The organism is Nostoc sp., assembly GCF_036917275.1.
Classification (GTDB): domain Bacteria; phylum Cyanobacteriota; class Cyanobacteriia; order Cyanobacteriales; family Nostocaceae; genus Nostoc.
Genome location: NZ_JBALDF010000036.1, coordinates 16,791 through 37,193, shown reverse-complemented (window position 1 = coordinate 37,193; position 20,403 = coordinate 16,791). Strand labels below are relative to the sequence as shown.

Here is a 20,403-nt window from a genome sequence, read left to right as displayed (position 1 = left end):
AGCAGAACACTGTGATACCTGCGGCAGTAAACAACGCAGTCAGTCTCATGGATATGCTTTAATCGTTGATGGGTGGTAATCGACTCGTATTTGACACTAGTAGTAATGCAGAATGGCCTAGTCATCACATTATTTTCATTGGGACTGCTTGCTCAAGCTGATAAACTGCTATAAACAGAAAATAAGCAATCAAATGAACGAATTACAAGCAATTTTAGAAGGCTTCGAGTCAAGTCAAAAAAATGGTGAAATCACTTTCCTTGCCACTGTAGTTAAAACTCAAGGTTCAACCTATCGCCAACCGGGTGCTAAAATGTTGATGACAAATGCAGGTCGGATGATCGGAACAATCAGCGCTGGTTGCTTGGAGAATGACGTATTTGAGCATACTCAACAACGAATGTTAGACGGCAAACCAATTGTTGTTACTTACGATAATACCGCCTCTGAAGATATTCTTTGGGGCTTTGGTCTAGGGTGCAATGGAATGGTTCAAGTTCTCATCGAACGTCTTGAGATAGAAAGCACACTGAATGCGATCGCTTTTACACAGGAGTGCTTTCATAAAAAACATTTGGGTATTATTGCTACAATCTTTGCTTTTGAAGGCGGGGTAGATGTGAAACTTGGGTCGCGCTTACTGTTGTATCCAAACGGTAAAATTCTGACTGACATTAAAGATCCACATTTAATTCAATCTTTGAGTGCAGATACTCAAGCAGCCTTTGCTAATCAAAAGTCAAGCGTAAACAACTATCAGTTACCTTTAGGCAGTGTAGAAGTTTTTATCGAAGTTATCCACCCACCCACATCTTTAGTAATATTTGGTGCAGGTTATGACGCTGTACCCGTAGCACAGTTTGCTCAAGCATTAGGTTGGCAAGTTACTGTAGTCGATTGCCGAGCTAATGAGGCAACTAGATCGCGATTTCCTATGGCTTGTGATGTGATTCTTAGTCGGCGAGAAATTCTAAAAAGACAGGTATTTATAGATGCCTACACAGTTGCTGTAGTGATGACACATAATTATCTTGATGACTTGGAAATTTTGAAAATGTTGCTACCATCTCCTGCACGCTACATAGGGGTTTTAGGCCCTAAGGCGCGGACTGAAAGGTTGATTGAAGATTTACGTTTGCAAGGAATAGTTTATACTACTGAACAATTAAAAAGATTGCATGGTCCTATTGGAATTGACATCGGTGCAGATACACCGGAAGGAATAGCGATCGCCATTATTGCTGAAATTCAAGCAGTACTGACAAACCGCAGTGGTAATTTTTTAAGAAATCGCAATCAACCAATTCACCAATGCTATGAAAGCAACTTAAACTTGCTAGTTACCACATAGTTTTTATCTGTCATGGTATTTAACATTGAGCAAATAGACAATAAAAAATCAACCATAGCCATTATGATTCTTGCTGCTGGTGCATCTACTCGTATGGGTACACCTAAACAACTATTGCTTTACCAAGGACATAGTTTTTTGCAATACATTACAGAAATGGCGATCGCTTCAGTTTGCCAACCTGTAGTAGTAGTACTTGGAGCAAATGCAGAACAGATTCATCCCCAAATTAAGCAACTTCCCGTTAGAGTGATTAAGAACTTGGATTGGGCTTGTGGAATGAGTACTTCAATCAAAAGCGGTATAGAATTGTTGAATAATCTTCCTCAAAAAATAGAAGCGGTAGTTATTACAGTTTGCGACCAGCCATTTGTTTCTTACCAAATTATCAATCAGCTTGTTGATGCATATTATTCAGAGAAAAAACCGATCATTGCTTGTGAATATGCGGGTACATTAGGTGTCCCATCTCTATTTAGTCAGATGTTTTTTTCAGAACTTGCTGCTTTAAAAGAAACTTCAGGAGCAAAAAAAGTTATTAATAATAACCTCAATGAAGTCTTTTCCATTCCGTTTCCACTAGGTAATATTGATATTGATACACCAAAAGATTATAAACAATTGTTATCAATTACCAATTTGGCTTCTGAAGTTCAGATGGAACAAAACGAGTATCTGTGAAGATGGCAATAAAATAGAATGGCACGCAGTTATTAACGAACCAAAAGGACTTGTTTTGAATTTGGGCGCCGGGTGGTGTAAAACAAGTGCCTTGATTACAGTCTCTTACCTCAACACCTATAACTTGGGCTTATGTATAGGTAATTTTGTCAGGAAGCATGGTGCGGGTGCAAAGGCACGTACGTTGTCTTGACCAAGCCGACGAAGCGCGGGATGTGCAAATCTTGGTACGTGAACGCTCACGTAGTAAACCATCTGGCTTTTCTACAACAGAACTCAGTCGATAGAGAACAAAATTATGCCAGCTTATTTAAATCATCGAACTAGAAGTCACCCATCCGTCAAAGCTGGTCAAGTATGAGCGGGGCTGCCACTGAGCATGTTGTCGCGGCTGGTGGTCGCTTTATTGTGCGCGGCAATAATTACAAGACGATCAAGGGTGACTGCAACCCTCAGCCCTGATCATCGTTGAGTTCCCCGACATTGAAGCTATTGAGCGCTACTATCACTCCGACATCAATAAGGAGCTGTCGCAAACCAGGCTCGCTGGTAGTCGCGGCGTGAAATACCGGGCGAGCGCGATCAAGGGATCGTTTGTGGGTTACAACTCATCTCAAACCCGATTAGGAAAAACTACGGGTCTCAACTTAGACAAGGTTTAAGTTAAATTAAAGCAGCTATTTATTTAGAAAACTGTAATTTATGTTTAAAATTCTGGTTATTGATGATGACCCTACAGTGCGAGCAGTACTGAAAAGCACACTCCAAAAGCAGGGTTATGAGACTACTGTAGCCAGCAATGGCGAAGAAGGAATTATACAAGCACAACTGCTACATCCTGCTCTAATTATCTGTGACTGGATGATGTCCCAGGTAGATGGGCTAGAAGTCTGTCGTCGAATTAGAACAGATCCAAAGTTGGCGACTACTTTTTTTATTCTATTGACGGCTAGGGGAGCAGCTCGAGGAGAGGAGGAAGATAGAGTTAGAGGACTTGACGCTGGAGCAGACGAGTTTATCTCTAAACCAATAGAAATGAATGAATTGAAAGCACGGGTAAGAGCAGGACTAAGATTACACCAGCTAAATCAGGATTTACAAAGTCAAAAGCAAGCTTTAGAGACACTTAATCAGGATTTGCAAACCCAAAAGCAAATTTTAGAAGCAGAATTGTCTGAGGCAGTTGCTTATGTGCGATCGCTTCTACCATCACCGCTTGTAGGATCAGTAACTACAGAAAATCTGTTTATTCCTTCAGCGCAGCTAGGGGGTGATTGTTTCGACCATCATTGGATTGATGAAGATAATTTGGCAATTTATTTGTTAGATGTATCAGGTCATGGGGTCGGTTCAGCCCTGCTGTCAGTATCCGTGCTGAATGTATTGCGATCGCAATCTCTACCAAACACTAACTTTTCTCAACCTAGTGAAGTATTAAAAGCGCTCAATCACGCCTTCCAAATGACAAAGCACGGTGATAAATACTTCACAATCTGGTATGGAGTTTATCACCGCCTTAAACGCCAACTCATTTATGCCAACGCCGGACATCCACCAGCTTTACTGTTATCTAATACCTCTACGAACAGCATCCAAGTTAAACAGCTAAGTTCTTTGGATTTACCTATTGGCTTTTTAGCTGATGTCAAATTTGAGGATGCTATTCTTGAAATCGAAGAAAATAGCACTTTATACATCTTCAGTGATGGGGCTTATGAAATTAATCAGCCAGATGGTAAAATTTGGGGTATTGATGCTTTCATTGACTTACTAACCGAATATAGCCTGAAAGATACGTGTAACCTAAATCAACTCTTAGCCAAGATTCTTACCTTAAACGCTCAAGATAATCTTGATGATGACTTATCTTTAGTAAAAGTTAATTTTAGTTAACATATTCAAATAATCACAATAGACCCGTCCGAAAATCAAATAAGCATAAAGATAAGATATAAAATTTTATCTTTATAAACCCTAAAATTTGCCTCATATAGATTTTGGGTATCATACAGCATAATAAATATTGTTGAAGTTCAAAGTTTGAAAATACTATTTTTTACCTTTAAACTATTATCAACTATGCCAAATCCTTATTCCTGTACTGATTAAAAACCCTTGTAAAGACTGGGTTATAAATTTCTGGACAGGTCTATTTAAATGTTGTATTGTTTAGCAGCCTATTGTGTTGCCAACACTTGGCGATTGAATTCATCTTGATCAGTAAAGGTTTTAAAAATCCTATCCATTTTAGTCAGTTCAAACAACATCCTGACCTGATCGCTAATGGAACAGACAAAAAGTTTACCATTAGCATTTCGTACTATTTGCATTGCTGATACTAAAGCACCTAAACCAGAACTATCAATAAACTTTACTTCTTTCATGTCAAGCAACAATATCTCAGTTCCGTTTGCAACAATTGCGCTAACTTCACGACGCAATTCATTACCTCTAATTCCATCTAAAATTCCAGTTAGTTCTAAAACTTCTACACTCAAACTCATGGTTTTATTTTCCTAATCTTTGCTTTGAAAAATATATATTTATATTTTGGCATTGACATAATTAAACCGCAATAGATAGAGCATAGTTTATAACCGATTGATTCCAAAGAAAAATAGCACTTGCCAAAACTATTTGTACTTGTTGCCAGTTACTGAAAGTTAAACCAGCTTTATGGTTTTTTGTGAAAGCTGAGGGTGTAAAATCAACTAATAATGCGTACCCGTTAGAGCTATTCGTCTTCCTGTAAGGAAAGCGACATAACAGTTTTAGCTTTCAAATTCAAATTGTAAGTATTTTGCGCAAAGGATATTAACTGTTGTCACTACGCTCAAGTAAAATGAAATGTCATGGATTTTATGACAGCAGCAACGAGTGTTGTATACATTGGTAAACCTTTTCTTTCTTCACTTACAAAAGTTCAGTCTTCTTGTAAACAAGTAACAAATGTTGCTTAACTCCTCTTTTTCAGATCCACTTTTTCACCTTTATTCAATGAGGTAGAATCCTTGGGATTAATCCCTGTAACTCCTTAATTCATTGAGATATATTGTGTTTTTATTTGCAAACACCCCGTAGTCAATTACAAAAAATTTGTGTTTTATATGCAATTAGCTTTGTTTAATTGATTGGTGATTCTTATTTGCTATTGTAGTAAAAAAGCTAGCATCCACACATTGCCGGGAGATTTCAAAAGCTTCAAAATAACCATCTTTCTGACCTAACTCTCGTGCCCAAAAACGAGATAGAACCAGTATGGCATCAAGTTGCATAAATGTTTTATTTAACTCTGATTCATAACAACCGATAGCTGCAACCTTTTCCTCAATTACAGAGGTAATATTCACAAAAAAGTTTGGTTCAAAACCACGTAAAAAAACAGGTGGTGCTGAATACCATAAAGTTATATTTTTACGGGTAGCAACATTAGAAACTGCGATCGCACATACTTCATGATCTCTATGTCCATATTTTTCAGGTTGTGGTGCATGAGTAATAATCAGATCCGGTTGCCAACGCTCAATAGCATCTTCAGTAACTTTAATCACTGCTTGTGTAGAAAAATTATACTCCTCAAGTGCATAAAACTCGTAAGTTGCACCGATGATTTTACCGGCTGCATCTGCTTCTTGATGACGTGTACCCTTAACAGCTGAACTAGAAAGACTGCCATCAGTCAAAATTAAGCAACGAATATTCCATCCTGCCTTGGACATCAGACTGAGAGTGCCAGCAGCAGGTAAAACTTCATCATCAGCATGAGCATAAATTGTTAAGACAGTTTGTTGATCAAAGTTGTTTGAGTCTGAATAAGAATTCATAGCTGTGTTTTCTAGATTGGATTTATAAGGGAGTTAAGAGTTATTCTCCTTTGTGTCCCTCTTAGGCTTCTTTTGGAGGCTGCCAAACAGATGCGCGGATGATAACTGACAAAAGTAGCAAGTTATAGATAGCCCACGCACCATTGAGTAGGTGAACAAAAGGATTATTTAGATGACCAATTGCAAAACAGTAAAGACTCCATAATATTCCTAAGATAGTAAGGGTAAAGACAACTAACTGTGGCCAAACCAGTCGAAGATAAATACCGGATTGCCTTTGTTTAGGTGTGACTTGAAAATTAAGTTTTTGTCCTGTAAATACACTCCATACTGCTTGGATCATCAAGGGAAATAAAGCGATCGCATATTGTTCAGAGCGCCAAACTTCTCTAGCTGGAATGCCCCAGGTAGCTGCTAGGAAAGTGAGGCGGTTGACAATAAAAGCTGGAAAAAAGTGAAGGGCAAAGTCAGATCCGTAGGTTTTAACTGGAACAATGTCTGTAAAAAAGTAGATAATTGGACAAGAGATAAAAACTAGAGTTGCAAAACCAGAGAAATAACTATACATCGTTTTAAAATATTGTAACCTTTGCCAAAACGTTAGCCCTGATTTTGTCAGTGGATTTTCCCTAACTAGCACTTGGATAGTTCCTTGTGCCCAGCGTAATCGCTGTTTAAGAGTAGAACTCAAATCATCTGGTGCTAAACCTTGTGCCAAAAGTTCATTGTGATAAATAGATTTCCAGCCAGCACTATGCAAACGCATGGCTGTATTCATATCTTCCGTAATGCTATTACTTGATACTCCACCAACTAAATCAAATTCATCTAAACGTTTTTCATCTTTGGTAAATTCATCAGCAAAATTTTGCAGTCCTACACTAACTAATGCCTCACGCCTCAATATCGCATTTGTGCCCGTATAGAACGCAGCATTCATACCATCTTTACCTTGTTGAAGTGGCCCATAAAATAAATTTGCTCGATGTCCAAAAGGATCGCCTGGAGGAATATTGTAAAAATCCTGGCGGGTCTGTACAAAAGCAATTTTATTCTGGTCGTATTTTCCTGTTGAAAGATTATATGTATAGAAATAAGGCAGAACTCGCTTGAGAAAATTTGGTTTGGGAATGTGATCTGCATCTAGAGTAACAATAAAATTTCCTGCTGTTTCTCCAGAAAAAATTGCGTAATTGATGTTGCCTGCTTTAGCATGATGCGCTACGCCAGGTGTCTTGGGGCGAGCAATGTAGCGGAACCGGGAGAGTTCTACTAGTTCCAGTTCTTTGTTACGAATAGCTTTTTCTAAGGTTTTCCGTTCGGTGGTTAGGCGATCGCTTATACTTTGATGATCTGGAGGTAACCAAAGTATGAACTGTCGCAGACTTTGCACAAATTCGGTAGCCAACTGGTTAACTATTGGCTCTGATGATGATGCTTGCAGCCATTGTTCAGCGGCTTGAGTATTAGGTGTGAGATTTTCCAGTTGCTTCAGGCGCTGTAACAAACAAGAGTGTTCTGCATCAATTCGAGCTGCTTCTTGTTGTAGTTGTGGTGACTGCAAATCCTCAATACACAATCTTTCTGTCATAGTCCGTATATCAGCCGAATTACCATCATCAAGGACAAAAACCCGTAACTTTGTTGGCGGATAATCCATTGTCAGAGCAGCTTTGGCAGTTTCTTCGACAATTTTTGGTGGCTCGTTGTAGCAGGTCACAAATACATCTACTGTTGGCCATTCGGATCTGGGTAGAGGTGGGGTCATCTGGTCGAGAGACTTAATCTGCCGCACTAAAGGACGCCATAACCCAATTACAAACATTACACCACCGAGATAGCTATAAATTTCTGCTATCAACAAAGGAATAGAAATCCACAGCACATCAAAATTGATTGAATGGGTAATGCGCCATTGCAAATACCAGAACCCAAAAATTAAATTGATTTCTGCCAGGTAACGAAATAACAGTGTTCTTTTTTTGAGTGATGAGCGACTATTGCCGGAAAAATTTGAGGAATTATCACTAATAGAAATTGAAGTCATCTTAGTATCGGTAATAAATGGAAAAGGCTAGTGTAACGAGAAAAACTGCTGAGTTAAAAATTGGTAATTATGAATTGTTAAAAATTTTATTTACTTCTACTGTCTCTCCTGTTTCTCCTGGCTCCTTGCATCAAGCACCAGTGGATGTCTGCCTCTGGCTTGGTAAAGTAAACTTTCTAAAATGATCGCATTCGTATTAATGTCAACTGAAGCATTAACACCTAGTTTTGAGTTTTCATATCGCCCTGAAAGATAGCCACGATTTTTATCGGATAAATTTTGAGCAAAGTCTCGTAGCCTTTTCGTGTAAGGCTGATCTGGCATGAGAGCAAACCAAGAAAATGCTGCTTTCGTACTTATAAACCGGAATTGGGGATAGGCTTTTCCTGTAACGTTAACAGCTTGCCAAGCTTTACCATTGGCGTAGACACTGTAATATAGAAAATAAGGAGGACGATCCAACGAATCTTCATTTATAGCAGTTAAAATTCCAGTGCGCTTGAATCGTTGTTGTTGCACTTTTAAAAGATTTTGGACTTGAGGCTTGACAGCATCATTCCAACCCATTTCTAAACCCCAAAGCAAATAAGGATCATTTGTTAGATAGTTAGTAGCTCCAGAGTTTTTTAAATTCCGTTGATCGATTTGCAGAGTAATACCATCAACCTCAACCATCTTAACTGGTGGATTGGAGAGAGCATTAGTAGCTTGAATGTTCCATAGCTTTAAACTATGAGCAGCATATTGCTCATAGCCTAACCGCCCTTCTTGGACTTCTTGAAGTCCACCTGCTCTAGGAATAGCACCATTTAACCAACCATCTTTAACAAGTTTCGATAGATTCCAGCGAGTCACGATCCGATTAATGCGATCGCTATATTCTGGATAGTGCGATCGCATAACATGCAATCCTAATAAAAATCGCGCCATATCCAAGACTGACCAACCACTGATACCCTTGGGATCGGGAGTGTCATTGAGTTGGCGCATTTCAACAGTAGGGGTGCTATAAGCTTTGTTGGGCAAACCTGTTGCAGGTAGCGGCAGTTTTTCCAACGTCTCTAGCAAAGTGTTCATCCGTTGTTGAAACCTATCTTTTGGCAATAACCCTAACTGGTAAGCTGCATGAATTCCTAATAAGGCGCTACCCTGATCCCACCAAGTTGTCCAGGGCAAATTGTCTGCCGAATTTACTAAACCTGTTTGGGGATTCCAGTTACGCTCAAAATATTTCCAAGCCCCCTTGGCAGCAATTTGATCTGTTTCTTGCGTCAATCGTGGTAAAGAAGTTATTGGCGAAGGAATAACAGGTTTTTCTGGCGTAGGTGTCGGTTTTGGTTTTAGTGGTAGTGGTAGTGGGGTGACTGTGGGAGCAGTAGGTTCTGCAACGGTTTGTGGCCGTGGTGTTTCGACATCAAGGTTAAAGTTATCAGGGGCAGCAATGAGTATAGATGGAGTAGGAGAACATTGCCACGTCGCTAGACTCGGACAAAGCAGGAGTTGTTGATTTGTAGTTGTGTACAAAACTGATTGCAAAATCATGCTTTTAATGACGCTTATTGCCATCTATATCTTCTTTGCCAACTCAGCAGGGGATAAATAGCCAAAAGCCGGATTATTTACTGCGTCTTTATAACCAGCAGATTTGCCGGTATTACTGTTAATTGCCCAATCACATTCCTTATTAATATTGAAGTAAATGATGGCTTTTACACCCATTGCAGATAGCTGAGTATAAGAGTCTCTTAACCATTGGTCTTTGGCATTTTTTTGTAAACCCTTTTGCGTATTACTTGTACTAGCTGTTTGAGCGATGAAAATCGGCTTACTGCGAGCCATAACCTTCATGCGCTTAATATATGGTTCAAAAGCCTCTTTGGGGCTATTCCAATGTTTCCAAGAAGAATTACTGCAATATCCCCAGTTATACGAACTAAAGGCAACGACATCTACGAACTTGTCCCCAGGATAGTAGTTTTCAAAGCGATGTTCATTGTTTTCACTCCAACCATTAGGCGCAAATACCCAACGTATTGTCTGTGAAGATACACCAGCCTCTTTAAATATCTTTTGGATACGTTGATAAGCTAACTTGAAGTTCTGCGGGTCTTTGCTGTATGCTTCTCCAGTAATGTTCATCTCTTGCAACGGCGCAATAAACGCAATCCGATCCTTGCCTCCATTTGCCCAGTCAGCATAGGCTTTTGCCACTTTTTGCAGAGAACTATCTACGTCTCCTCTAGCAATCTGCGCTGCTGAACGAGTGGATTTGAGATTAATAAAGGCTGTGTATCCATTTTGCCTCAGTTGTTTTAGAGGAACTGGAATGTTGTAGGCAGGATTCGAGTCTTCGATATCTAAGAAAAATCCAGCAATAGAATGGCGCTTACCAACCCATTGATCGACTTGACGCAATTCGCTGTCAATTTTACTTTGATCTCCTAAATAATCCGGGGCATAAAGTCCCAGTAGTACAGGAGTATTGGAAGCTGTTTGGTTGCGAATTTGGTTTAATTTCCGGTTTTCGAGTTGCCCTGAGGCATCAGTAACCGCCATTAGATTTTTATTTGCAAAGATGCTTCCTAGTAAAATTAGCATCATCAACGCCAGTCGTACCTTGTTCATAGATTTGAAGGAATAAACAGGGATTTTGAATCTGAATGCGTGTTGCTTGTGAAAGCTACTGCATCATCTACAAGTATTCCCAAATACAACTGATAAATAACAAACATAGCTTTGTAATCAGGACTTACGCACAGGTAACGGAAAATCGAACCGCAGAGGACACAGAGGACACAGAGAAATAAGAGTTTCAGAGAGTTTTTGCGTAAGTCCTAGTAATTACAGAAAGTCGGCGGGAAAACCCACCCCTAAAATTATGTCGTTTATAACGTCTACAACGTTGACTAGGTAAATATTCAACGTTGTTGTCAGTTTCTACAACGTTATTCATTAATCCTACTCTTCTATCCTTTCTTCAACAATCGCCCTGGCAGAAGAGTAGTTCCCCGGTAGCCCTAAAATTTTCTTAGCGCACCACTTAACTAACGCACATTATCTATAGCTAAAGTTTTATAACTCTTTTCCAGCAATTACTTGACTTTATAGATATATCTATAAAGTAATCTGAGCTATAGAATGAACATATCAATTTTGTTGAGAAATATCCCATTTTCCTTCAGAGTAATTAGCTATTGGACGATACTGACATATAGGGTCGTCAAGGTTTATTGAAAAGCAATGTAAATAAATGTCCGTATCCACGTTATTATAATCATTAATACGATCTTGCATTGCTTTAATTGCAAGCTCATAAGATGTATAAACTCCAAGACCTTCACCAAAAGAACATTCAGAACTTAAGTCAAAAACAAGGTAAGATTTTTGATTTTGCATACATTGAATATTTTAATAACTTACAAAATAAATTTAATAAATGTATAAACAATAATTTAATCTATACAAATTTTATAGCCATCTATTTTTTATACGGTAAATTTCATAACTATAAACTCCATTCTCCCTCACTATCTTCTTGACTATTTCCCTCACTATAACCAATTACTTGTTCCCAATCGGAAACTGGCGAATTGAGTTCTACTAAATAGCAGTGTAAATACTCTACACCACCCTTACTAACATAAGATTGCATTGCCTTTAGCGCGAGTTCATAAGAGTTATAAACTCCTAATGCTCCACCATAGGCAGCAGAAGAACTTGAATCCCAAATAATATAAAAATTCTGATTTTCCATAACTTATAGCTCCTTAATAACCCAAGAGGCAAATTCTGTAAAAGTATAAACTGCAAGCAACTTTCCACCAATTTGAGCTTTAGCCCATTCAAAAGCACTTTTACCCGTACCTTTACGCATCCATTCTCCATCAATAATCAAAATTGTTTCACATGGATATTTACTTTTTATATTTTCAATTGCATAAGGAATCTTTTGGTAAGCACTACCACTAGAGTCTTGCCACTTTGATTCAAGTATTAACCCATTACGAAAACGAGGAATACCTTGACAAAAAATATCGACAACTAGATCATTGCCCCAAATACCCTTACAAGGTACTGGATATCTATACCTTACTTTAAAGCCTCTTTGCTCTAAAAGACATCCAATAAGGTGTTCAGAAGATTTCCCTGAAGAATTGGCACGTTTACCTCCATTTAAAATAGAAACAGTTTTGTTCTCGCAACTAGGTTCTACAGCCCAATACTGGCAATTAGTATTAGCACCAATATCCTCTCCTTCAGGAATCTTTTCTTTAAGTTCTACACAGTAATATATTTCTTTATTATTGCTGTCTTCAATAACAACAGAATGTAGACAATTAGCACAGCTAATTGAATTTTCTAAAAAATATTCATCCATATTTAACGAGGAAAGTAATAGCAACATTGTTACACTAAAAGTTATGTAGTGACAAGATCATTTTATAAAATGTCACTACACTAATATTTTAAGTGTAAATACGTATAAGAGTAAGAACGTTGCAATAGGATCTATTCTTGATTTACAGCACTAATATTTACTAAATAGCCAAGCAAATGAGAAAGTGTTTAAACTGATGATTTAGACAAATATGAATATTTATAATAATTATTGTGTTACTGTAAAAGCACTTTATAGCTTAAACTATACATGGAGTTGTTTGTAGTGACAAAAATAATTTGACACTACAAATAACTTCATGTATAATTTGATTACAGTTTTTATAAATCTATATTCTAAAATATGACTTTTATCAGAACTAAGCAAGAAAACGGGACGAACTATTATTACATAATCGAATCTAAACGTTATAGCTCAGTCAAAACCCCTAGACAAAATCACACATACCTTGGTAAATACGAAAAAGCTTGTGAAACCATAGAAACATTAAATATACCCCAAAGTCATAAAGAAGATTTTTTAAAAAAAATTAAGGAAGAAGAAGAAAAACTAAAAGCTAAAACTTACAATATTTCTGATAAAAAATATAACTGTATTGTTATCGATCCACCTTGGTTTTATAATCTTAGAAAAGATGACGCAACTCATAGAAACCGAATACCATACCCACCAATGAAAATAGAAGAAATACTGTTACTACCAATTCCAGAGCTATGCGATAAACAAGGAACTGTATTATGGCTATGGTTTACAAATAATCATTTATTAGAAGCGGCAGAATGTATTAAACATTGGGGCTTTGAATTAAAAACAATTCTGACTTGGGAAAAAGTTTCAAAAAAAGGAACAACTAGAATAGGTACAGGACACTGGTTGAGAAACTCTACAGAACACTGTATTCTGGCAGTTCACGGTCACGTAACCAGCTTTTCACACTCTAAAAAATTAACCAATGAACCGACTATTTTAAAAGCACCTAGAAGAGAACATTCAAGAAAACCAGAAGAGTTTTATGAGCTAGTTAGTCATCTATGTAATGGAACAAAATTGGAAATGTTTGCAAGACAAAAAAGAGAAGGATGGGATGTTTGGGGTAATGAGGTAGATAAATTTGATAACCAATCAGATGTATCACACGAGACGGCTGTAGAAGTGCAAAGATCAAGTGTCCTCCCAATGTAAATTTCAGCATCTAAAGAGCGTCGAATGACAATTGCTCCGTTATTCTCAAGGAGCCTCAGCGTAAGAAGATTAATTATCTTAATAGTGTTAATCAACTTTTTTGAGCTTCAAACTTTCTAGTGGATATTGAACAACCATTTCTCCAAAAGAAATCCATTCACCTTCAGGTGTGCAAACGTGTAGCACTCCTTCAATTTTTCTTGAGGCTATAACTAATCTTTTTGACCTAGCAACTGGGAACCATTCTTTAAAAATATCCAGTTCTGCTTTCTCCTCATACCCTTCATTCGGTATCCAAGTATTTCTGATAGCTTCTGCTAAAAACCCTGCTGGATTGCGTACCTTGGTAGTGGATAAAGCTTCTTTGAGCGTATCAATCGCTTTTAGTACTGTTTCCTCTGGAACCTGTTCTATCAACTTTGACAGGGTTGTACTTATTTTTATTTTTAGTGCATCTAGTTCAGATTTAATACTATCGCTGCCACCACTTTTTTTAGTTCGCTTCTTTTCTATAGAGGTTACTTTTGGATCATCTTTTTGAGGTGGTGGAGACTGACGGCGACATTCATCTAGTTGTTTCTTTAGCTCTGCATTTTCGCTCTTGAGTCTTTCTGCTAACTCCTCAGCACCTTGTAAATGATAAACTCTACCTGCTAACCCTTCATTGACTCGGCGTAGCCCTTCTATTTCTGCTCGTAATTTCTTGTTCTCTTCCCTCAAGGTGGAAATAATTACAGATTTAGAATTGTCCGATGCTGGTGGAGCCTGTTTAGATTTAGGTCTTTGCTTCTGCTGGTCACGCAGAGTTTCAATTCTACTCCTCAAATCTTCCTGCTTATACAAGTAAGCGGTAGACACATTAGCGGTTTGAGCAACAGATTTAAAACTAATTACCTGTCCCTGTTTTATCATCCTCTCAAGTGCTTTCTCTACACGTTCTGCTGATTCCTTAGCTTTGTGTGCTGCTGCCTCTTGTAAAGCTTCTATCTTCCTGTTAGTCATTGTCTGCCTCCAAGATTTTAATGACTTTCTCTAAGTTCTCTTTAATAGGCGTATTTTTATGAACTTGTAGCTGCCAACCACAGTTTTGAGCTTTTTCTAAAACGTTGTTGGTACGCTCTAAAGTGTCTTTTAAAATCGGTATAAAGTTTTTATTAGTTCTCCAATGAGGGCAGTTATAGCAACCATCAAAACCAGGGATGTCGCAATCACCCAATACCTTGGGTCTAGCACAATAACCATGTTCTAATGCTCTAGCTTGTACGTTTTTCTTAAACCATTCCAAGTCGTCATTACTAGACAGTATCGTTTCATCTAATTCAGAAGTTTCACCTTGGAAATTAACTACTCTTGATTCGTGATACTTCTCAACCTCTTTTCTGAGAGTCTCGTCATGAATATGGGCATACGTCATCGTCATCTGAGGCGATTCATGCCCTAAATATCGCTGAATTATATGGAACGGTACACCAAGATTTACCATTCTTGTACCAACCGTATGACGAAACTGGTGAGATTCAAAATTCCAACGTTTACCTGAGTTATCTTTAATATCAAAGTCTTCAGTAAGTTGCTTTAAAAATTTAATGAAAGCCTTATCATCCATAACTTTAGCTTTGGGATAAAAAGTATTTCTATCACGATACTTACCAGTTTTCCTAGCGCAAAATAAATATTCAAAATCTTGCTCTAAATGTTGTCTAATGTAATTTTCTTGCTCTTTGATAGTCTTTGCTAATTCCATAGAAATTGGCTTAGTGTCTTCCTTGCTCATTTTCCAATTCATATATTGAATATATGCCCCTCCTTTAGCATCAAACTTTAAACAATTCATTGGTAATTGCAAAAGCTCACCAATTCTTAGCCCTGTCTCCTGAAGTACCAACACCATTCGCATCACTGATTCTGGCAGTGCCTCTAAATGTTGGTTTAGCTGTTGCATTACTTCTTCTGGTATATATCTAGGAAGATGTTTGGTTAGTTTTCCATAATCTTCAGGTTTAATTAAATAAGCTGGTACATCAAACCATGAATTCATCTTGCCAGTTTCAAAAAATATATTTATAGTACCAAGATACTGATTTTTTGTTTCGTTATTAAGTTTTTTCTGATTCAAGAAATCTATAAAGTCAATCATGACTTTTCTAGTTAAACTTTCAAAAGTAATTAAAGGATAATATATCTCAAGAAACTTAGAAAACTCACCTAACTTTTGAATATATTTTTGTAATTGCCTAAAAGATGTATTACTGGCTTTATATCTAATAAATTTTTTAACTGTATCTTTTAGCCAATTCTGCTTAAAATACAAAAAAACTAATTTAGTCTCTTGGCTATAAATTCTAGTTTTAACTCCCAGAACAGAAGCATCCCAAACATCGTCTCCTAATTTTAAATAATTAGGTTTACAGTTCGTATAGTCAACATCATCAGCAAAATAACGGCGACAATCTAAACAAAAATAACGTTGTTTGCCTGCCTTTGTCAGTCCACGTTTATGATATTCACTACTTCCGCATCGATAACAAACTGGCTCTGTATTATCTTTGACTATTTGTAAATCAATCTGTTTATTGACTTCAGGCTTTGGTTGCATTTATTATTCTTTCCCTCTACGTTGTAAATATTCCTTGTAAGCTGACTTCAAATCTTCATCCAAAAGATGAACGTAAGTGTTAACAGTTGTTTGAATATCAGTATGTCCTAACCGCTTTTGTACATAAGTCATTTCCCATCCTGACTTTATTAATTCTGTTGCATGGGTATGCCTCAGTAGATGTGGGCTAACTTTAATGTCTGTCTTTTTGGACAGCCGTCTAAACAAACTATCAACAGTTTTATAAGCCAATGGTGTGCCAATTTCACCCTTGCCTGGAGCTTTAATCACTAGAAAAACAAAATCACAATCAATATCTTCTGGGTACTCATCTATCAAGTAAGCTGAGTACCATTGCATCAGTTCTTTGCTAACGTGAACTGTTCGCTCTGTTCCAGATTTAGCTCTAACATGATTAACGTTATCTAATCTTGGTACTACATGAATTTCATTGGTTTTACCAGTAACCATATCTTCATGTCTTAGTCCTAACGCTTCACCTATTCGTAATCCTGTTTCATATAGCAACCTAATTAAAAACTTGTCACGCAATGAGTTACAGGCTTCAACTAAGGTGTTAACTTGCTCAGGTGTTAAACATCCAGGGAATGTCTTTGGTTCTTTGATTTTTAATAGCCGTGTCTTAACCTCTTTACCCTTGCTAATGTGGTGTAAAAAAGACTTGTATTTACGTCCTGGCTGCAATTGATAGCGATAAGCCCCTACCCCTTCAGTTGCCCCTATACGCTCTTGAAACTCATAGAACCCACAAACAGTTGTCAGGCAATGATTAATAGTCTTCTCGCAGCGTTTAGAAACCTGTGGCTGAACAGATAAAACCCCGGAGTTGGGGTTTCTCAACCAGTGGATAAAGTTTGATAGCTGCTCTAAATCAATTTCGAGCCAATTTAACTTTGAATCCCGTAAAAACTCCCAGAACAGTTTGAGGTTATGGGCATAGGTCTGAATCGTGTTTGGAGAACGCCCTACGCTGTCTAAATAATGCAGGTATTTCTGGATTGGCTCAATAGGCAAATAATCGTCATCCAGCACCATCCAAACCTGACGGTTGGTGTCTGGGAGGATACCTTTTTGGACTTTCATCCTCACCTACCCGGAATATCGATGTTTACATTATAGACTTAAATGATTAATCTGTATATATATGACAACAGCGTAGTGATAAAACTTCATATCAGCTACGCTGTTGTTGTTGTTTTTATTTATGATTTAATAAGAAATAACTGCAAGGCGTGGGATGAGCTTAAATGGAGGTGCGTGTCAACTTATTCTGTAACTTTTGTGCCAGTTACTAGCCGAGTATTTTCGCTATCCGAAACCCAGTAACTTCCAGAAGAATCAGAAATTAACTTGATTTGTTGTGTGGTAGTGTTGGGTAGACCTCGCCCAGAATCACTTTTGCTAACTGCTACCCACCAAGGAGAGTTCATCGTGGTAGTCGGACGAATTAGGGGTTGTCGATTCATCACTTTGTATAGCAAGGATTGCAAAATCATACTGTTGGTGCTGCTGGTGAAACCAATTGCTGTTTTACCTGTGGCTTCATAGAAACCCTCATAAAAGCCGGCTAATGGATTGTATAAGTCGGTCGTTCCTTGCAATAACTCTTGACTATACTTGTTTTCTGGAAGCAGGGCATGATAGGCGAAAGCGACTGCTGTACTTACCAATCGCCCCTTTGGTACAGTTTGCCCGTCATCTGCTAAAGCTGCCCAAGGCTCACCTTTTCCAGTAATTGTGCTGTGGACAGTGTAAGGTTTACGATCAATCAAGGTGGTGGCTGAGGCTGTGAGGGTGTCGGTGCGACGGTAACGTTCAGCTTGCGCCTGAAAAATTGGTTCAAAAAGCGATCGCATTTGTGGATCTAGTCCAAACTCCAGTGCATAGAGTAAAAAAGGATTGCTAACTGTGTATTGGTTAACTTTGGAGTTAGTATCTGTGCGACGGCGTTGAATTGGTACTTTCACTCCCTCTACTGAGGCAGTTTGATATTCACCACCAATAGCAGAATGCTCAACATTAAATCCCCATAATTGAAAAGCACGAGCTGCATATTCCTCATAACCCAAGCGGGTTTCAGGGTTGATGCGAGTAAGCGATCGCCCATCTTCAGCTTTGGCGGTTATAGCACTGGAGAGAATACCTTCACGCACCACACGCAAGTATGACCAATCCAGCACAATTTTATCTACGGCAGCCGTATATTCTGGATGACAAGTTTTTAAGTTGTAAAGCGCTGCTAGTATCCTGCCTAAATCTAAAGCTGACCAACCGTTTCCTTCTGGAACTGGATTTCCACCATAATCTACTGGTTGGAGCGATCGCGTATCGTAACCCCGACCCGGCAACTCTCCACCAAACAACGGTAACTTTGTCAAGGCTGCTAAAAGATGGCGAGTCCATTGGTCAAATTCTTTTGGGGTAATTATATCAAGCGATCGCGCTGCATGGAGTGCTGCGAGATAATCTCCTAAGCCCCAGAGAGTTGCGCCTTTGAAATCACTGCGATCGTCGATCAGCCCACTCTTGGAGTGATAATTCGCTTGAAAGTATCGCCAAGCGGCTTCCGCATAACGCCTTTCAATAACTGTCAGTGGTCGAGCCATCTTCATCTGAGATGATGGCTTAGGACTATCCACTGGTGGAATAGGTGCAACGGTCACTTCCGTAATTTTAGAAGTGTCAGTAGGGGTTGCAGTCGGAGTCGTAACAGTAGAATTCGGTTGATTTGAGGCTGTTGCAGGAGAAGCATTTTCACTGGGCTTACCAGTAGACACATTTGCAGAAGTGGAAGCAATTAAAGGGTGATTTCCCTTAGCTTTGTAGTATAAAATCTCCAAAATTAGCCCATTAGTATTACCTGTCAAAGCTTTATTGGGTTGTTTTGATTCTTCATAAATGCCAGCATAATAACCACTATCATCAGGACTACGGAGATCCTTGACTGCATCAAAAACTTTTTGGGCATAGGCATTATCTGGAAAAAGATAACGCCAGCCAAAAGCAGCTTTTGTGCTAATGCTACGAAACTGTGGATAAGGCTGGTTGGCATCGGTAATAGTTGCCCAGTTTGCACCGTTTGCGTAGACGGTGTTGTAAAGAAAATAAGGCGCTTGGTCAATATTATCTTCTGTTACCGCAGTCAACTGACCTGTGCTATCGTAACGCCGTTTTTGCACCTCTAAAACCCTGGCAGCAAAATCAGCTAACTCACCTTGCAAGCCAAACTCAATCCCATCAAGGATATAAGACTCACTAACAACGTAATTATTAGCGTTGGTGCTTTTAAAGTCACGCGTATCAACGGGAATTTGTACACCATTAATTTCGACTAAGTTAAACGGCTCAAAAGCAATAGCTTTTGGTGCAGAGAAACCCCAAAGTTGATAACCCCTACCGCCGTATTCTTCATAACCAAGTCGTCCTTCTTGCACTAATAACGTTTTGTTGTCTGGGAGAACAGTAGCGCCAAAAAGTTGTCCATCTTTGAGCGATCGCGCCACTTGCCATTTCGCTACAATTCCTTTGAGCCACTCATTATATTGAGGATGACAGGTACGGATGACATCAAACGCCGCAAGTATTCGCCCGACATCCAAAGCAGACCAGCCAATACCCCGCTCAAGGGGATTGTTGCCATAATCAACCATCTCTGCTGTGGCTGCGTTATAGACTTTATTGGGCAAGGTATCTTCAAATAACTTCAGGCTACTGAGAGTCGTTAAAAACTTGTTGAGGCGGGAATCAAAGTCCGCTTGGTCAGTAAGATTCAACCATCGTGCAGCATTCAATGCCATCAGGTAGTTACCCATATCCCAGAGTGTACCGGAAGGATAACCCCCAGTAGAATTGGTAAATCCTGTTGCTGGCTGATAATTTTTGACAAAATATTGCCAAGCACCACGAGCATAAATTTGTTCTTCAGGGGTGAGTGGGGCTGTAATATTGCTACAGCTATTGGAATTTTGGGATAAGACTGGTGTCGGGATGTAAAACAACAATTGCAGAAATGTCCCAACTAGGAACAATGCAATCCATCTCAACAGCTTTTGTTGAGGGGGTTTGTATATCATAATTCAAAGAAAGAGTTAGGAGCGTCATAGCCCGTCTGTACAGTTATAATTCATAAATCGAGCTTTACCAGGTCTGTTCTTTTCATAATGGCTTTATTAATTCAGTCGAGTAGAAGCCAGTGAACAACATCAAATCGCGCATTCATAATAGATTTTTTATAAGTCAATCGGACTCCGAACACCTCGACTACCACGGTTCAGAATATAGGTTTTCTCAGTACTGTACGAA

The 20,403-nt window shown here is 38.6% G+C and carries 16 protein-coding genes; 4 read left to right on the top strand and 12 right to left on the bottom strand.

Features of this window, described 5'->3' with window-relative positions; genetic code table 11:
• Positions 1 to 193 precede the first annotated feature (193 nt).
• The 3 genes from V7K35_RS14585 (at position 194) to V7K35_RS14575 (ending at position 3,925) form a co-directional block, all read left to right on the top strand.
• Complete coding sequence (locus V7K35_RS14585; RefSeq protein ID WP_335080009.1) at positions 194 to 1,351, top strand: XdhC family protein; 1,158 nt, start codon at positions 194 to 196, stop codon at positions 1,349 to 1,351.
• Positions 1,352 to 1,363: 12 nt separating this feature from the next.
• Complete coding sequence (locus tag V7K35_RS14580; RefSeq protein ID WP_335080008.1) at positions 1,364 to 2,032, top strand: nucleotidyltransferase family protein; 669 nt, start codon at positions 1,364 to 1,366, stop codon at positions 2,030 to 2,032.
• A gap of 702 nt (positions 2,033 to 2,734) precedes the next feature.
• On the top strand, positions 2,735 to 3,925 hold the full coding sequence (locus V7K35_RS14575) for a SpoIIE family protein phosphatase (RefSeq protein WP_335080007.1): 1,191 nt from the start codon (positions 2,735 to 2,737) through the stop codon (positions 3,923 to 3,925).
• 284 nt (positions 3,926 to 4,209) lie between these two features.
• Here the strand turns inward: V7K35_RS14575 and V7K35_RS14570 are convergent, their stop codons facing one another.
• From V7K35_RS14570 to V7K35_RS14535, 8 genes are all read right to left on the bottom strand, one after another.
• Positions 4,210 to 4,536 carry an STAS domain-containing protein gene (locus tag V7K35_RS14570; RefSeq protein ID WP_334798096.1) on the bottom strand — a complete coding sequence of 109 codons (327 nt, stop codon included), beginning with the start codon at positions 4,534 to 4,536 and terminating at the stop codon, positions 4,210 to 4,212.
• A gap of 609 nt (positions 4,537 to 5,145) precedes the next feature.
• The gene (locus V7K35_RS14565) at positions 5,146 to 5,856 is read right to left on the bottom strand and encodes a PIG-L deacetylase family protein (protein WP_335080006.1); all 711 of its coding nucleotides are present in this window, start codon (positions 5,854 to 5,856) and stop codon (positions 5,146 to 5,148) included.
• A 61-nt stretch (positions 5,857 to 5,917) separates the two neighbouring features.
• Positions 5,918 to 7,903 carry a glycosyltransferase gene (locus V7K35_RS14560; RefSeq protein ID WP_335080005.1) on the bottom strand — a complete coding sequence of 662 codons (1,986 nt, stop codon included), beginning with the start codon at positions 7,901 to 7,903 and terminating at the stop codon, positions 5,918 to 5,920.
• Between the two features lie 96 nt (positions 7,904 to 7,999).
• Positions 8,000 to 9,469, bottom strand: coding sequence for a DUF3131 domain-containing protein (locus V7K35_RS14555; RefSeq protein WP_335080004.1), 1,470 nt, complete (start codon positions 9,467 to 9,469; stop codon positions 8,000 to 8,002).
• Entirely contained in the window at positions 9,470 to 10,528 is a 1,059-nt protein-coding gene (locus V7K35_RS14550; protein ID WP_335080003.1) for a hypothetical protein, read from the bottom strand.
• Between the two features lie 522 nt (positions 10,529 to 11,050).
• A complete protein-coding gene (locus V7K35_RS14545) occupies positions 11,051 to 11,299 on the bottom strand; it encodes a hypothetical protein (RefSeq protein WP_335080002.1) in 249 nt (82 codons plus the stop codon).
• 109 nt (positions 11,300 to 11,408) lie between these two features.
• Positions 11,409 to 11,657: a hypothetical protein gene (locus V7K35_RS14540; protein WP_335080001.1), complete on the bottom strand. Its 249-nt coding sequence runs from the start codon at positions 11,655 to 11,657 to the stop codon at positions 11,409 to 11,411.
• 3 nt (positions 11,658 to 11,660) lie between these two features.
• The gene (locus V7K35_RS14535; RefSeq protein ID WP_335080000.1) at positions 11,661 to 12,281 is read right to left on the bottom strand and encodes a PD-(D/E)XK nuclease superfamily protein; all 621 of its coding nucleotides are present in this window, start codon (positions 12,279 to 12,281) and stop codon (positions 11,661 to 11,663) included.
• A gap of 363 nt (positions 12,282 to 12,644) precedes the next feature.
• Here V7K35_RS14535 and V7K35_RS14530 point away from each other — a divergent pair, with 363 nt between their 5' ends.
• The gene (locus V7K35_RS14530; RefSeq protein WP_335079999.1) at positions 12,645 to 13,484 is read left to right on the top strand and encodes an MT-A70 family methyltransferase; all 840 of its coding nucleotides are present in this window, start codon (positions 12,645 to 12,647) and stop codon (positions 13,482 to 13,484) included.
• 87 nt (positions 13,485 to 13,571) lie between these two features.
• On the opposite strand, the gene V7K35_RS14525 is transcribed toward V7K35_RS14530, so the two are convergent.
• The 4 genes from V7K35_RS14525 to V7K35_RS14510 form a co-directional block, all read right to left on the bottom strand.
• Positions 13,572 to 14,486, bottom strand: coding sequence for a DUF6262 family protein (locus tag V7K35_RS14525; protein WP_335079998.1), 915 nt, complete (start codon positions 14,484 to 14,486; stop codon positions 13,572 to 13,574).
• Positions 14,479 to 16,080 carry a tyrosine-type recombinase/integrase gene (locus V7K35_RS14520; RefSeq protein WP_335079997.1) on the bottom strand — a complete coding sequence of 534 codons (1,602 nt, stop codon included), beginning with the start codon at positions 16,078 to 16,080 and terminating at the stop codon, positions 14,479 to 14,481. Before V7K35_RS14520 ends, V7K35_RS14525 begins: the two co-directional genes overlap by 8 nt.
• A 3-nt stretch (positions 16,081 to 16,083) precedes the next feature.
• Positions 16,084 to 17,184: a tyrosine-type recombinase/integrase gene (locus V7K35_RS14515; RefSeq protein WP_335079996.1), complete on the bottom strand. Its 1,101-nt coding sequence runs from the start codon at positions 17,182 to 17,184 to the stop codon at positions 16,084 to 16,086.
• A gap of 182 nt (positions 17,185 to 17,366) precedes the next feature.
• On the bottom strand, positions 17,367 to 20,174 hold the full coding sequence (locus tag V7K35_RS14510) for a DUF3131 domain-containing protein (protein ID WP_335079995.1): 2,808 nt from the start codon (positions 20,172 to 20,174) through the stop codon (positions 17,367 to 17,369).
• Positions 20,175 to 20,403: the final 229 nt, after the last annotated feature.

What these genes read in the sequence shown, in the direction of transcription:
- V7K35_RS14585 (WP_335080009.1), top strand. Translation starts at nt 194, where the DNA reads ATGAACGAATTACAAGCAATTTTAGAAGGCTTCGAGTCAAGTCAAAAA.
- V7K35_RS14580 (WP_335080008.1), top strand. Translation starts at nt 1,364, where the DNA reads ATGGTATTTAACATTGAGCAAATAGACAATAAAAAATCAACCATAGCC.
- V7K35_RS14575 (WP_335080007.1), top strand. Translation starts at nt 2,735, where the DNA reads ATGTTTAAAATTCTGGTTATTGATGATGACCCTACAGTGCGAGCAGTA.
- V7K35_RS14570 (WP_334798096.1), bottom strand. Translation starts at nt 4,536, where the DNA reads ATGAGTTTGAGTGTAGAAGTTTTAGAACTAACTGGAATTTTAGATGGA.
- V7K35_RS14565 (WP_335080006.1), bottom strand. Translation starts at nt 5,856, where the DNA reads ATGAATTCTTATTCAGACTCAAACAACTTTGATCAACAAACTGTCTTA.
- V7K35_RS14560 (WP_335080005.1), bottom strand. Translation starts at nt 7,903, where the DNA reads ATGACTTCAATTTCTATTAGTGATAATTCCTCAAATTTTTCCGGCAAT.
- V7K35_RS14555 (WP_335080004.1), bottom strand. Translation starts at nt 9,469, where the DNA reads ATGGCAATAAGCGTCATTAAAAGCATGATTTTGCAATCAGTTTTGTAC.
- V7K35_RS14550 (WP_335080003.1), bottom strand. Translation starts at nt 10,528, where the DNA reads ATGAACAAGGTACGACTGGCGTTGATGATGCTAATTTTACTAGGAAGC.
- V7K35_RS14545 (WP_335080002.1), bottom strand. Translation starts at nt 11,299, where the DNA reads ATGCAAAATCAAAAATCTTACCTTGTTTTTGACTTAAGTTCTGAATGT.
- V7K35_RS14540 (WP_335080001.1), bottom strand. Translation starts at nt 11,657, where the DNA reads ATGGAAAATCAGAATTTTTATATTATTTGGGATTCAAGTTCTTCTGCT.
- V7K35_RS14535 (WP_335080000.1), bottom strand. Translation starts at nt 12,281, where the DNA reads ATGGATGAATATTTTTTAGAAAATTCAATTAGCTGTGCTAATTGTCTA.
- V7K35_RS14530 (WP_335079999.1), top strand. Translation starts at nt 12,645, where the DNA reads ATGACTTTTATCAGAACTAAGCAAGAAAACGGGACGAACTATTATTAC.
- V7K35_RS14525 (WP_335079998.1), bottom strand. Translation starts at nt 14,486, where the DNA reads ATGACTAACAGGAAGATAGAAGCTTTACAAGAGGCAGCAGCACACAAA.
- V7K35_RS14520 (WP_335079997.1), bottom strand. Translation starts at nt 16,080, where the DNA reads ATGCAACCAAAGCCTGAAGTCAATAAACAGATTGATTTACAAATAGTC.
- V7K35_RS14515 (WP_335079996.1), bottom strand. Translation starts at nt 17,184, where the DNA reads ATGAAAGTCCAAAAAGGTATCCTCCCAGACACCAACCGTCAGGTTTGG.
- V7K35_RS14510 (WP_335079995.1), bottom strand. Translation starts at nt 20,174, where the DNA reads ATGATATACAAACCCCCTCAACAAAAGCTGTTGAGATGGATTGCATTG.